Origin of the sequence: Granulicatella sp. 20925_1_28, from assembly GCF_041433575.1 — a bacterium.
Taxonomy (GTDB): Bacteria; Bacillota; Bacilli; order Lactobacillales; family Aerococcaceae; genus Granulicatella.
Window position 1 is genome coordinate 1 of the sequence record NZ_JAPWBS010000010.1, and the last position, 13,380, is coordinate 13,380.

Consider the following 13,380-nt stretch of genomic DNA (forward strand, 5'->3'; position numbering starts at 1 on the left):
TTTTATTTCGGAGTAATTTTATTAATTGCAGCTGCTGTCCTTGCTTTCTTCGCTCTCAAGAAAGTAGACGTTGATACATTGGTAAAGGACAATAAATTCTTTACTCACTATTCTGCAAAGGATGGCGAACAACTGGCTGTCAAAATTACACAAATTACAGCTAACCCTGTAATTACAGTGGATAAAGGAAGTTCATACGTATACATTATTGAGTATGAAGATGAAGGTAAAGAGTCAAATGGCCAAAAAAAATACGCTTATGTAGGTCTTGAACTCGATAAAGAGACTGCTCAAAAATTAGTTGCAAAGAATAGTACTTTACCAGATAACCCTGAGATAATGGCCGTTACCCTTGTGGACTCTTCTAGAAACAAAGGAGCTATTAAAAACTACGATGATCTTATGCTCAATGGTTTCAAAAGCTATAATTTAATTGAACAAGAGATTGAATATAGAGACTACTTATCTATTTCTGACAAATCATCTACTCAAAAAACTCAATTAATCATCGCTGCTGGTCTTACACTCGCAGGTCTTGTATTTGTTGGTTTAGCCTTCTGGAAACGTAGAAAAGTTAGTGCGGCTTACGATGAAATTTACGCTGCTTACCCAGAATTACGTGACAACTTGGATTTATTAAAAACACATGCAACTTATGTCGACGATGAAATGTTTGTATACATCTACAAGAACCACTTCTTCACTACTTGGAGCGGATTAGAAGTATACGACATCACAAAAGCAAATCGCGTTTACCACTATCAAGTAACACACAAGAAATATGGAGTGACAACAAACATTGATTCATTCCTTATCTTCTTATCAGATGACAAATCATACCGTGGTAAGAAAACGAAGATTGCCATTCATAATATTGGGGAAGAAACCGATGACTTCTTACAACCATTCTTCCAAACTGTGGCCCAAGAATTCCCTAACGTAGCAGTAGGATATGAAAATAATAGACCATTCTAATTAAGGATGCGAGAAAAGGCGCTTAGAAACGAATCACTGGACCAGAATAACGCAAAGGACTGCTTGCAGTCGTGCGGCTATTCTGGGAAGTGGACGTCGTTTCTGCCTTTTCGAGTTCAACTACAGGATGTGAGACATCGCGCTCAGAAATGGAACGTTGGACCGGAACGCCGGAAGGAACGTGAAACGTTCTGCGGACGTTTCGGGAAACGCACGCCATTTCTGCGATGGCGAGCTCGACTTCACAAGGATGTGAGCCCGAGCTCGACTAGGCAGAAAGACAGAAGCTAAAACCACCAAACCGACTCGCAATGCGGGTCGGTTTTTTATACGCAAATCCAATAAATTCTCTCCATTAAAGTGAAAAATTTATTTTGCAGTTCAAAATTGTTTGTGGTATATTATATCTATCATACAACCCATATTAAAGGAGAATAATCATGATTGAAAAACGCAATACTAAAGGCTTTGTCGGCCTCATTATCGCTGGAGTTCTTTCCATCATCGTTGCTCTTGGAGCGCTAGGATTCTTCCAGTTCTACCAAACAGCCGACAATTTATACAATAAAGGGAACATCTTCGGTGAAGTCCCAATGAAAGACGAAGCTGTTACTGCTGTTAAAATTACAGGCTACGCAGAAAATCCTATCGCTACTATCGATGGAGGTACAAAATTATACTTAATCGAGTTCACTAAAACAGATAACGATGACTTTGGATATGCAAGTCTCGAAGTTAAAGAGGGCGATAAATTAATTGAAAAATTAAAATCAACCGATGATCTTGTAGCAAACCCTGTCATCGTAGCAGCTAAAATGCGTAAATCAGGTGCAGACGGTGCTGTCCGTAACTACACTTCTGAATTTAAAGCAACCATTAGCGAGAACGAAAACATTTCAAAACTAGCAGAAACAGAATATTACGTATCTGTTTACGAATTTGACAAAGACCGTCAATTCGCGTATATCGTTGCTGGTATTGCTGGAATTATTGCTCTTGTATTCTTCTACAGTGCTTTTGCAACACGTAAAGGGGAAGACAAAGCGTATAACGAATTATACAGTGCTTATCCAGAATTAAACTACTCTATGGATTCTGTATTAGAAGATGCTACTTATGTTGATAATCAATTAGGAATCGTTTTATACAAACACCACCTACTTGCGACATACAAGAATTTCCAAGTATACGACTTAACAAAAGCTGAGCGAATTTACCACTACATTTACACTCAAAAATCTTACGGAATGACGGTTAGCCGTACTTCTCAATTAATCCTTCTAACGAACGACAAATCATACCGTAGAAAGAAAACTTCTCTACTCATTAAGAACGTTGGGGACGAAACAGATGACTTACTACAACCATTCTTCTATGCAGTAAGCCAAGAATTCCCAGACATCCTATTAGGCTTCGAAAACAAAAGCAAGAGACCGTTCTAACAAGGATACGAGAAAAGGCGCTTAGAAACGAATCACTGGAGACAAATAACGCAAGGGACTGCTTGCAGTTGTGCGGATATTTGTCGAAGTGGACGTCGTTTCTGCCTTTTCGAGTTCAACTCCGGATGTGAGACATCCAACCTAAAAAGATAAATACACCCAAAAAAGAACCGCCATTTTCTCTATGGCGGTTCTTTTCCTTTACAATATTCATTTTTGATTAATCAACATATGAAGTTTTTGTACGGTTTAAGAATGCATAAGCTAACCCGATTAAGATTCCTCCACCAATCCAGTTCCCAACAAATGATACTGACCAATGACGAATAATATTTAGCCAATTCAAGGCATCGATTGAGTTTCCAACGGGTGAGAATTTCACGATAGAGAACGATGCAAAATTCGCCACTACGTGTTCATTTACTAGGTAAACGAACATAAAAATTGCAGAAATAACAATCCATAATTTAGCTTCTTCACTCTTGATTAAAATAAACGAAAGAATTGCTACGTTAACAAAGACATTTGCTAAAATACCTTCTAATAAAATTAGTTCGTTTGAACGAGACAATTTCAATTCAGCAACTTTTGCTATGAATTCATTTGCATTGATTCCGTTAAATGCTGAACTATTTGCGAATAACGCTCCTATAAACATGGCCCCAACTAAATTAAATAGCGTACAATAGAATAAAATAGCAATTGCTTTAGACCATTTAATATGCTTTTGATAAGCTCCCGCTGTTAAGAACATCATATTTGAAGTAGCTAACTCTCCATTTAAAAATACAACATAAACTAATCCCCAAGTGAAGATAAATGCAAAAGTAAATCTACTTAGCGCAGGGTTTAATCCAGCTATAATTTGTGCTGCATGAGCTCCTGCAGCTGTACTCATCGTTAAAAATGCACCTGCAAACATTGAACGTAGTGCATAACGCATTTTACTCTCGTCAAAAAGTGCCTCCTTTTTTTGACATGCTTTTTCAAGTTTTGTATTGAACTCACTCGTGTGTTCCATAACATTCCTCCTAAAAATTAATTACACTTTAGTATACCATTTTTATCACAAATGCAAAGTCTTTTCTATTGTTTTTGGCAAAAAGTCCTTTACAAGTTTTATGAAGATTGTTAGAATGAGGGCTGATTAAAATAGCCTAAAGGAGATTCTCATGAAAAAAATTATTGGAATTTTGGCGACTGCACTCTTCTTAACAGCGTGTGGACAAGCCCCAACGACAACAACGACTACGGAAACAACCACTGCAACAACTGCAGCGCAATCGACAACAGCGACACTCAACATCACAAAAGACGGACAAGCCATTGAAGGTAGCCCGTTCACCCTTACCTTCAAAGAAGGCGATAATCTTCTAGACGTGATGAAAGCACAACTAAAAATCGTTGAGAAAGACGGCTTTATCTCTTCTATTAACGGTGTGGAACAAGTCCCAGCCGAAAACAAATACTGGTTATTCGACGTGAACGGTACGATGAGCCCTGTCGGTGCAAAAGAAGTCATCCTAAAAGCAGGCGACGTCATCGACTGGAAACTCAATAAACTTCAATAGTCCGATGGTCAATTCAACTAAAAAAATCACCCTTATCGCCCTACTATCAGCCTTTTGCGTGATTGGAAGACTTGGACTTCTCTCACTTCCAAATGTTCAACCGATTACCGTTGTGGTCATTTGGATTACGCTAGAGCTTGGCCTTTTGTACGGTGTTGCTATTGGGAGCATCTCCATGTTGATTTCCAACCTTTTAGTAGGAATGGGGCCGTGGACGCTCTATCAGATGATTAGTTTTGCCCTCGTCTGCACTTGTGCATTGCTTCTTCGTCCGTTGTGGAGAAAAAGAAAACAATTCCCGCGCCTAGCTTGGATTCTTTTTCCAATCTTTGCAGGACTTATGGGCTACTTATATGGCTTTATTATCTCGATTTTCTGGGTATACTGCATGCCCGGTCTGAACTTCTGGATTTACTACTTAAACGGCGTTCTATTCGATACGTACCACGCCATCGGAAATGTCGTATTCTGGATCTTATTGATTCCACTGTTCGAGAAACTAAATCCATTCAAAATGCTACAAAAATAAAAACAGACTTAAAATCTCCCTTGTAAAAGGTTGGTTTTAAGTCTGTTTTTTTCTTTATAAATGATGATTTAAAATCTTTACGGATATCTTCATAGTAGGGATCATAAGGAACGCTTATTAATTCTTTTCCGGATTTCGAATAAATTCCCAAATCTTAGACACGTCGTCTAAACTCCTTGACACTTTTGTATTGACATCCACTGTCCCTTCTGCGTCATAAACATTGTGCACTCCGTACAGAACAATTTCATTTTTTGTATTTACATATACTAATTTTAGATTGATAACCCTGTCTTCTTTCGAGTCTCCTGGATAATTAACGAACAGCACCTGTTTGATATCTTTAGGATAATGATTATAGAGCTGCTCTATCTTCGAATCATCCTTATCAAACTTTACTCCGATCCCTGCATAATACGAGATCGTATTATTCTCAAGAAGCACGGTATTTGCTATATCTTTTTGCAAATTGATTTGTAGCTTTGGAGCCATCTTAACGATACCCTTAGTATTCCAAAGATATACAACATCCTGTTTATCAATAAAATAGCTACCTTGAATATCTTTCACATTATCCATTATCTTTGTAAATTCCCCGTCATACTGCTTAAAATAAACAGTTCCGTCCTTCGTTAACGTAAAGAATCTCCAAGCTGAATCTCCCATCGATGATACTTTGACGACATCTTTAACATCTTCAATTTTCGTTAATTCTTTGAAATCTTTGTCGAATCCATTATATGGTTTTATCCCATAAGCATACAAGTAACCATCCTTATCAACTGCTAAGAGTCCCATTTGAGTTCCGGATGCCATAACGATATTGCTACCGATTTTTTTCGGTTCGCCACCTTCTCCGATATACAAATCGTTATTATTATCAATCCAAACTTCTGAAGATACTACTTGTTTCACATTTTCAATATATTTCGTTAGAGATTCGGTAAATTTATCGTAATTCTCCATTTGAACGCCTCTACCAATATAATAGACGTTCCCTTTATTAGACAGTACCTTTATTCCCTGGGATGTTAAATCATACTGTGCGACTTCTTCTGCTCCAAGGTTTCCACATGCAGCAAAAACAACTACACACATTAACGCTAGAAGCATCCCTAATAATTTTTTTGTTTTTTTCATTGTCATACTCCTTTTTGATAATTTTCAAATGACGACTACTTATTTTAGTTGATAATTCAATATATCTTTTTCTAATTTTCGGACGGGGTACTGCGCCTTTACTTTGATTTTTGCATTGTTACATCCAGCGTAGCCTTGCACGACATCCACTTGTGGAATGACCACCCAATCTCCCAGAACTTCTCGGGCGTCTTCTGTGTTTTCATCCAAAATGCACACGATACGGTATTCTCTCTCGTGTTGCCACTCTTTGAATTTTGCAAAGGTCGCCTTAATATAGAAATTCAGATTCGAATACGAGAATTGATTGCTATTGCTTCTCGTGTTCGGACGTTTATCAATATATTCCACCGGGCCGTATACACAGAGTCCGTCTACCTTCAAGGAATGGATTTTATCCAAAAGACTCGCATATGAATACTCAAGCGCATAACCCGCGTGACTATTGGCGTAATAAGACCACATTAAAATATTATCTGCAGCGTGCGTAAAGCAAAATACTCGGAAGAAATCCATCATCGAATGACCATCCGCGTAGTAGCAATTACAGTCAAACGGGTCATTGAAATGCTTCGGATGGCTAAAGGACACATTCCCTTCCACCACCTGATACGGATTCTCATCAATGGTTTCCTTGGCATAGTACTTCACAAAAACTTGCCGCTCTTCTCGAATTGCTGCTTCTGCCTTATTAAAATACGTCTCAACGTCTTCTTTAAAGACCCCTTGAAACTGCTCGACTAACTGATCTGGTGCTAAAAAACCCAGTCGAATATTCTTGGCGAGTTGGTCATTGAACTCTTTATCCGCCTTTTCTACGTCAAACCCTTCCGGAATCTTCGTATTCGCATTTTGAATATATACAACCTTTTTACACTCTAGGTCAATCGATTCTTTCGTCGGTTGTTTAAACAGCGACACAAACACTTTCTCTCTTGTTTTGCGGTTGGCTACTAAAAAACAATTACTATCTAAGAAGGATTCCACCAATCGGTACTCTTTATGCGTTTGTAAAAATGTCGCCTTAGCAATCAAATAACGATACAGCTCAATGTCCTCTTTTAAAATGATTTTCAACAACCCCACCTCCTCACTGAAAGTATATCATTTCTTTCTATCGGTTTAAACATCCTCATAAACCATGCACAAAACTCCCCAAAGTTCCAAGCACCTTTCCCTTTACGAAAAGAAGACTCATTTTTATAAACATACAAAGGCGGCTCCCTTCTTCTTTGTATACTCAAAAAAATAGTCTATCTGGAAGATTCCCGGATTCCATAATAGTCGTATTGGGGAAGTGCAACCAATGTGAATTACTGACTCTGGAAATTCATTTCCTAGAGGCAGTTTGAAGCTTGGTATGATTGGAGACCTTGGCTCAATCCGGTGCCCCATTATGACTATTATGAAGACATCCGAGGAATCTGAAAGATAGACGCAAGTCTACTTTTATTATTTTTAGCACTTTCAGCACACAAAAAAAGGAGGGGTTGCCCCCTCCTTTGATTAGTCATTATCTTCATAGGTTTCGTCTGTTTCGCCTTCTTCAGCACGAATCTGCTCGAGTTCTTCCTCAGAAAGTTTTATGACATGGATCTTACGAATACGATCATTCTCGGTTTCTGTCGGTTGTAACAGATACCCTTCGAATCTCACTTTCACTACCTCATCATCATCTGGGAAGTAGCCAAGCTTCTCGATAATTGCACCCGCCATTGTGTCCACTTCATCAGACTCTAATGACGTTTGATAAATTTGATTGAATCGGTCGAGCGACATTCCGGCATCAATCACCGAATTGTTTTCGTCGATTTCTACGACTTCTTTTTCTTCTTCGTCGTATTCGTCTTCGATATCTCCGACGATTTCTTCAATCAAGTCTTCTAATGTAACAATCCCTTCAACCCCGCCGTATTCATCTTTTAATACCGCTAAGTGTTGACGAGTTTTTCTAAATTCTACTAATAAATCATCCACGAAAATCGTTGATGGAACGAATACTGGCTCATGCGCTAAGGCACGTAAGTCAATATTGTCAAATCCTTGCTCTCTTGCAGCACGGAAGACATCTTTCACGTGAACGACCCCGATAACCGTATCTTTATCTTCTTCGTAAAGAGGAAGACGTGAATAGGAGCAATTCAAGATAATCTCTAAGTTCTCCGCTAACTCATCGTCGACATCAAGCATCAACGTATCCGTACGAGGAACCATCACTTCACGAGCAAGCTTCGTATCTAGAGAAAGTACCCCTTGCATCATCGCAAACTCGGAAATATCAATCGCTCCGTCGTTACGGCTATTGGCAAGTAGAGACTTCATCTCGCTTCGTGTTAATTTTTCTTCCACCTTAGTAAATTCAATTGGTGTCATTCGTTTTAATAATCCTGTTGAGAACGTCAAAATCCAAACGAATGGTTTTGAGATCTTTTTGACAAACAAAATAATTCCTGCAGTATTTAATGCAATCGGTTCTGCCACTTGTAACGCCACTTGTTTTGGATATAATTCCCCAAAAACTAAAGTGAGGTATGATAGAACGACCGTCACAATAATTAATGCAAATGTTTCGGCTCCAGGAATGTTTCCTAATAATGGTTGGATTCGTGAAGAGAAACTTGTTGCGGCAGACGCACTCGAGAAGAATCCTGCAAACGTAATCGCTACTTGAATTGTTGCGAGAAATTCATCTGAATTCTCTAACAAGCGCATTACTTTAATTGCTTTTTTATCTCCTTCTTGCGCTCTTTGTGCCATTTTCCCTTGGTTGATAGACACGAACGCAATCTCCGCTGCGGCAAAAAATGCATTTAATGCAGTTAATAATACAATGATTAAGATCTGGACTCCCAGCGAACTCCCATCTGAATCAGCTGTCATAATTTTGTTAACCCCTTTTAACTATAGATTTTACCTATTCTATGAATGGTATAGAGATATCATATCAGTTTTTTTTGAAAAATCAAGATTTAGTACTGTTTTGTAATGGTTCTTTAATGTTTAAAACCCTTTCTAATGCATTTTTCAGATAGATTCTTTCCATTTTCTCATCGTTTCCTAACTTTTCTAGTTACAATTTGCCTAAAAAGTGGTACTATTGTAGTGAAACCAATCTCAAGGAGGAATGAGTATGTTATTAAAATCTCTTGTAGTTCCAAAAAAGAGTCTAACGGTCGTTAAAGAATCATGCACGTTAGAAGAAGCGATTAAGATTTTAGAAGAATCAGGGTACCGCTGTGTTCCTGTATTAGATGAAACGGAAACGTTCTTTAGAGGAAATATTTATAAAATGCATATCTATCGCCACAAAGCAAACGGTGGAGATATGAGTCTTCCAGTTACTCATTTAATTAAAAACTCGACTAAATTCATCAGCGTGGATAGCTCTTTCTTCAAAGTGTTCTTCACGATTAAAGAATTACCTTACATTGCCGTATTAGATAAACAACAACGTTTCTACGGAATCTTGACACACAGCAGCTTACTTGGCATGCTTCAAGAATCATGGAACGTGAAAAACGGTTCTTACGTATTAACCATCATCTCTGGCGGTGAAAAAGGCGCACTTGCGAATATCTCTAAAGTCATTAACAAGTATGCTTCTATCGCGAACGTAATGACCATCGATACTGAGAAAGATAAAAGCTTACGTCGTATCTTGGTGACATTGCCAGCAGGCGTAACAAAAGACACCCTACAACAAATCATCGACAACCTCGAAAAGAAAGACTACTCAGTCGCGGAAGTGGAAGATTTACAAAACAACTAGGATGTGAGCAAAAGCGCTCAGAGACGATGACGGTTCGAGCTTTGCCGTAAGCGACTTGTAAAGTCGTGCGGACAAAGCAAGAAAGGCTTGAGTCTCTGCTTTTGCGAACTCAACTACTAGGATACGAGACCGAACTCAACTTCACAGGCAGAACGCCAGAACACAAAAAACCAGCACACCAGCCTTAAGCTAGTGTGCTGTTCTTTTTTTCCTTCTTATCGAACCGCTGAGCGTGCCATACGAGCTACTGTATGACGAATTCCTCGAATCGCAACTGACAATGCGTAAATATTTTCCACTGTCGCTAAACCGCCGTATCCTGCGTCCCCGATATGTTGAATATCCACACCGGCAACTTTATTACGGATAGCAATTTGTTCGATGACTTCTCTTGAAGAACCTTCTTGGCTTGTTCCGATTGCAGAAAGCACGAGTGCATCGTTGGCATGCGCCACTTTCACAATTTCCACCAGTTCTACGTCTGTAAACCCTGGCACCGTTCCAACCGCTGGAACAAGAATCACATCGGCCCCTGCTTTAATGAAACGTTTCGCGATGTCCACGTTCATCACAGGTTCCTTCGAGCCTGCCCCGTGCATCTTTCCAGCAATTACAAGCCCTGAATAATGTTGTTTCACCATGGAAAGAGACGCTTCAATCGTTTCATTCGTTACCCCTGTCCCTGGATTTCCCGTTAAGCAGATAAAGTCAAGGCCAAGTTCTTCCGCACGTTTCACTGTTTCTACCGTACATTGACGCCCTGGTGAGATTTCGATACGTGTTTCTAGCATTTCTGCATTCATATCCACTGGCTCCAAGTTCGCCCCGATTGGCAATCCACTCAGTTCTTTGGCGCGTTGGACTGGATTTTCACTTTCTTCAGCACCATAAATCAGTGGATCAATACAGTCAAACCCGTTCAAGAGCACCATGTCTCCACCGAACGCCTTTGCGATTTCTGCGTTCGATAATTCATTCAGCATCGTTGGACGTGAGCATACCGTTTCACAGCACACCGTTCTTCCTTCTGCAGCTTCAATCGCCTTTTTCAATTCTTTTCCTGTCATTTTTCTGAAATCACTGGCCACACAATTTAACAATCGTTTACTCATTTCGTTTCCTCCTGTCCACGAACAAGCGCCACTACTTCTTTCAACAACGCTTCATCCGTCTGTTCGTAATCTCCATTTTCATGATAGGCATAGCTGAGCCCCTCGCCTGCAGTCGTCGGATCCGTCTTCCACGTCTTAAACGTTCCATGGATTTGCGAAATCCCCGTCTCCTGCATTAAGTGTTGTACATTTTCTTTGGTAACACCGCCGCCACAAAGCAGTTCAATCTGACTTCCGTAGCGAGCTTGCAAGTCTTTTAAGAGCGGAATTCCTTTTTCAATGTGCGCCTGTTGTCCCCCTGTTAAAATGCGCGTGCATCCAAGTTTGATTAAGCCCTCGATAGCACTATTCACATCCGGCACAAGGTCAAACGCCTTATGGAACACACTCTCGGCATGATATTTCTGACACAACTCAATCATCTGCTTCGTACGGTTCCAGTCAATCGTCCGGTCTTCTAATAGAAATCCAAACGCTAATCCTTTCGCACCCGCTTCTAATAAAAGTTTTGCATCGATGAGCATGCTCTCGAATTCTTCCTTCGTGTAACAAAAGCCTGCGCCACGAGGACGAACCATGCACACAATCGGAAGGTTCACTCCAGAATCGAGCACTTTTTGCAAGTTTCCGATGCTTGGGGTTAATCCTCCTAAGAAAAGCGCGCTATTCAATTCAATGCGGTCAGCACCAGCACGCTCTGCAATCTGGCAGTCTGCGATGCTTCCAGCACATACTTCTACTGTCATAACGTCCCTTCTTTCATGCGCGACAATGCGAGTAGCGCTAATCCGTAAATAATCGTGTCTGTTTCTAAGTCTTTAATCCCAATCCATTCGTTTGGCAAATGCGCAATATCTCTTTGCCCTGGGAAACTTGGCCCATACGCGATAATATTTGGAATAATTTTGGCATAGGTTCCACCCGTTGTCGTCACTGGAACGCTATCGCTCTGCGTGATATCCGTGTACACCTGTTGCAAGGCTTGCACATAGGCGGAATCCTTGTCATAAAGCACTGGGTCCCAATGAGAAATCACGTCTAGCACGCCACCTTCTGGTACATGCGCATTGATTTTCTCAATCAACTCGTCTTTTGTGCAACTCGCTGGGTAGCACATCGTCCATTCGACATAATGACGACCGTCTTCCACTCCAAACGTTTCTCCTCTCAGTTGCATCATCCCGAAGTCACTATCTTCATAGGCGATGCCCAATTCTTCCCCGCGATGGTTTGTATGGAGCAGTTTTTCGTTGGCAAATGTATACAATCCGGACACTTTATCCGAGGATACAGACAATCGTACTCTGAGACGACCGCGTTCGCCGTAGACAACTGGCCATTTACAGTCTGGCGTCCACCCGAATGTCGGAGGAATTTCTTTCGTTAAATAGTGCTTCACGCATCCAAATCCTGTCTCCTCATTCGTCCCAAAGACAATCCGCACCGGTCTATCAAAGGTCACACCCTTTTCCTTCAACACATATAACGCATATAGGTTCGATAGAATAGGCCCTTTGTTATCCAATGTGCCGCGTCCGTAGAGTCTTCCGTCACGAACGGTAAGGTCTAACGCTGGAGAAATCCATCCTTCTCCAAGCGGCATCACATCCACGTGCCCGAAGATGCCATAGTACGCGCCATCTGGTCGGTCTTCTCCGTACTGTGCGTATCCAATCTTGTTATCGATATTCTTTGTTTGAAATCCAAGTTCACTCGCAATCGCAAGCACTTCATCAAGCGCCTGTCTAGGCCCCTTGCCAAATGGAGCACCATCTTCTGCTTCGCCTCGAATACTTGGAATGGCGACCATTCGTCGCAGCCCTTCAAAGAGTGCAGGTTGAATGCCTTTCAACTCTGCAATCCATTCTTCTTGATTCATTCTTTGACCTCCAACGGCTTCATGCGCTCTTCTAAATACGCTTCAAGCCATTCTTTTGTCGCTAATTCATGTCGCATCGTGCCATCACTTTGTGGATGCACACGGAATACCGTTGGCGCTAGTGTACTTGTGGCAACAACAAATGAGAAGTTCTCGATATTGGAAGCTGCCCCAAAGTCTCCTTTGGCATTCATGGCCACTACAGAAATATCTCCTGCTTCGCCACGCGTTCTCTTCAATCGTTCTGCAAGGTCGCTCACGGCTTTTTCACACGCCTTTTGCGGAGAAAGGCCTTCTTTCATGAGACGGACGATTTCATACGAAATCACGCCTTTCATCAAGTCTTCCCCAAGACCCGTCGCCGTCGCGCCACCAATCGTGCTATCGACATATAATCCAGATCCGATAAAAGGAGAATCTCCTACACGACCCGGCTTCTTCATAAAGAGTCCGCTCGTTGAGGTCCCTGCGACCATATCTCCAGATGCGTCCAATCCCACCATACCAACCGTATCGTGTCCAGCATACGGCGTGAGTTGTTTGCGTTCAATATCTTTCAATCGATTATGGAAATGAATCTTCGCACGGTCCGTCAGCATGTCTTTTTCTTCGAAATGATGAGCCTTCGCAAAAGCTACTGCTCCATCTCCGACAAGCACATTATTCACTTTATAAGCACTCAAGGCCCGCGCCACCGAGATTGGATTGGCGAACTGTTTTAAGGCACAGACCGCACCGAAATCAAACGTTGATCCATCTAAATAAGCGGCATCTAACTCCACTTCCATCTCTTCGTTTGGAAGTCCGCCATATCCAACAGATTTAAAGTAAGGGAAGTCCTCCACTTCTTTAATCGCGCCTTCAATAGCATCTCCTGCCGTCCCGCCCGCTTCTAAATTCGGGGTCACCTTCTGGATTCCTTCGAGCGCCATTCTCCATGTCGCAATCATACCCCACATTCTC

Annotated in this window: 13 protein-coding genes; 5 read left to right on the forward strand and 8 right to left on the reverse strand. The window is 41.1% G+C overall.

Annotation, left to right across the window (positions count from 1 at the left end; genetic code table 11):
- Positions 1 to 975, forward strand: a 975-nt coding sequence (locus O3793_RS05910) for a hypothetical protein (protein WP_371446259.1), incomplete at its 5' end; no start/stop codon positions are given.
- Between the two features lie 440 nt (positions 976 to 1,415).
- The gene (locus O3793_RS05915) at positions 1,416 to 2,417 is read left to right on the forward strand and encodes a hypothetical protein (RefSeq protein ID WP_371446260.1); all 1,002 of its coding nucleotides are present in this window, start codon (positions 1,416 to 1,418) and stop codon (positions 2,415 to 2,417) included.
- 220 nt (positions 2,418 to 2,637) lie between these two features.
- On the opposite strand, the gene O3793_RS05920 is transcribed toward O3793_RS05915, so the two are convergent.
- Complete coding sequence (locus O3793_RS05920) at positions 2,638 to 3,438, reverse strand: formate/nitrite transporter family protein (RefSeq protein ID WP_048713722.1); 801 nt, start codon at positions 3,436 to 3,438, stop codon at positions 2,638 to 2,640.
- A gap of 151 nt (positions 3,439 to 3,589) precedes the next feature.
- On the opposite strand from O3793_RS05920, the gene O3793_RS05925 reads away from it, so the two are divergent.
- Positions 3,590 to 3,988: a DUF4430 domain-containing protein gene (locus O3793_RS05925; RefSeq protein ID WP_371446261.1), complete on the forward strand. Its 399-nt coding sequence runs from the start codon at positions 3,590 to 3,592 to the stop codon at positions 3,986 to 3,988.
- Positions 3,989 to 3,992: 4 nt separating this feature from the next.
- Positions 3,993 to 4,517, forward strand: coding sequence for an ECF transporter S component (locus O3793_RS05930; RefSeq protein WP_371446262.1), 525 nt, complete (start codon positions 3,993 to 3,995; stop codon positions 4,515 to 4,517).
- 117 nt (positions 4,518 to 4,634) lie between these two features.
- Here O3793_RS05930 and O3793_RS05935 read toward each other — a convergent pair whose 3' ends face one another.
- The 3 genes from O3793_RS05935 to O3793_RS05945 form a co-directional block, all read right to left on the reverse strand.
- Positions 4,635 to 5,657: a hypothetical protein gene (locus tag O3793_RS05935; protein WP_371446263.1), complete on the reverse strand. Its 1,023-nt coding sequence runs from the start codon at positions 5,655 to 5,657 to the stop codon at positions 4,635 to 4,637.
- 39 nt (positions 5,658 to 5,696) lie between these two features.
- Complete coding sequence (locus O3793_RS05940; protein ID WP_371446264.1) at positions 5,697 to 6,743, reverse strand: DUF2971 domain-containing protein; 1,047 nt, start codon at positions 6,741 to 6,743, stop codon at positions 5,697 to 5,699.
- A gap of 420 nt (positions 6,744 to 7,163) precedes the next feature.
- On the reverse strand, positions 7,164 to 8,537 hold the full coding sequence (locus tag O3793_RS05945) for a hemolysin family protein (RefSeq protein WP_371446265.1): 1,374 nt from the start codon (positions 8,535 to 8,537) through the stop codon (positions 7,164 to 7,166).
- A gap of 250 nt (positions 8,538 to 8,787) precedes the next feature.
- On the opposite strand from O3793_RS05945, the gene cbpA reads away from it, so the two are divergent.
- Complete coding sequence (cbpA, locus tag O3793_RS05950) at positions 8,788 to 9,426, forward strand: cyclic di-AMP binding protein CbpA (RefSeq protein ID WP_371446266.1); 639 nt, start codon at positions 8,788 to 8,790, stop codon at positions 9,424 to 9,426.
- Positions 9,427 to 9,641: 215 nt separating this feature from the next.
- Here the strand turns inward: cbpA and O3793_RS05955 are convergent, their stop codons facing one another.
- Genes O3793_RS05955 through O3793_RS05970 form a run of 4 tightly spaced genes read right to left on the reverse strand, consistent with a single transcriptional unit; the run spans position 9,642 to position 13,376 of the window.
- Positions 9,642 to 10,538, reverse strand: coding sequence for a haloacid dehalogenase-like hydrolase (locus tag O3793_RS05955; RefSeq protein WP_371446267.1), 897 nt, complete (start codon positions 10,536 to 10,538; stop codon positions 9,642 to 9,644).
- A complete protein-coding gene (locus O3793_RS05960) occupies positions 10,535 to 11,284 on the reverse strand; it encodes a copper homeostasis protein CutC (RefSeq protein ID WP_371446268.1) in 750 nt (249 codons plus the stop codon). Before O3793_RS05960 ends, O3793_RS05955 begins: the two co-directional genes overlap by 4 nt.
- Positions 11,281 to 12,417, reverse strand: coding sequence for a Sapep family Mn(2+)-dependent dipeptidase (locus O3793_RS05965; RefSeq protein WP_371446269.1), 1,137 nt, complete (start codon positions 12,415 to 12,417; stop codon positions 11,281 to 11,283). Before O3793_RS05965 ends, O3793_RS05960 begins: the two co-directional genes overlap by 4 nt.
- Positions 12,414 to 13,376, reverse strand: a complete 963-nt coding sequence (locus O3793_RS05970) for a N(4)-(beta-N-acetylglucosaminyl)-L-asparaginase (RefSeq protein WP_371446270.1) — start codon at positions 13,374 to 13,376, stop codon at positions 12,414 to 12,416. The genes O3793_RS05965 and O3793_RS05970 overlap by 4 nt, the downstream gene beginning before the upstream one ends.
- Positions 13,377 to 13,380 lie beyond the last annotated feature (4 nt).

Excerpts from the sequence above, each read along its gene's own strand:
- O3793_RS05925 (WP_371446261.1), top strand. The coding sequence starts at position 3,590 with ATGAAAAAAATTATTGGAATTTTGGCGACTGCACTCTTCTTAACAGCG.
- cbpA (WP_371446266.1), top strand. The coding sequence starts at position 8,788 with ATGTTATTAAAATCTCTTGTAGTTCCAAAAAAGAGTCTAACGGTCGTT.
- O3793_RS05955 (WP_371446267.1), bottom strand. The coding sequence starts at position 10,538 with ATGAGTAAACGATTGTTAAATTGTGTGGCCAGTGATTTCAGAAAAATG.
- O3793_RS05970 (WP_371446270.1), bottom strand. The coding sequence starts at position 13,376 with ATGTGGGGTATGATTGCGACATGGAGAATGGCGCTCGAAGGAATCCAG.
- O3793_RS05915 (WP_371446260.1), top strand. The coding sequence starts at position 1,416 with ATGATTGAAAAACGCAATACTAAAGGCTTTGTCGGCCTCATTATCGCT.
- O3793_RS05965 (WP_371446269.1), bottom strand. The coding sequence starts at position 12,417 with ATGAATCAAGAAGAATGGATTGCAGAGTTGAAAGGCATTCAACCTGCA.
- O3793_RS05935 (WP_371446263.1), bottom strand. The coding sequence starts at position 5,657 with ATGAAAAAAACAAAAAAATTATTAGGGATGCTTCTAGCGTTAATGTGT.
- O3793_RS05945 (WP_371446265.1), bottom strand. The coding sequence starts at position 8,537 with ATGACAGCTGATTCAGATGGGAGTTCGCTGGGAGTCCAGATCTTAATC.
- O3793_RS05930 (WP_371446262.1), top strand. The coding sequence starts at position 3,993 with ATGGTCAATTCAACTAAAAAAATCACCCTTATCGCCCTACTATCAGCC.
- O3793_RS05960 (WP_371446268.1), bottom strand. The coding sequence starts at position 11,284 with ATGACAGTAGAAGTATGTGCTGGAAGCATCGCAGACTGCCAGATTGCA.
- O3793_RS05920 (WP_048713722.1), bottom strand. The coding sequence starts at position 3,438 with ATGGAACACACGAGTGAGTTCAATACAAAACTTGAAAAAGCATGTCAA.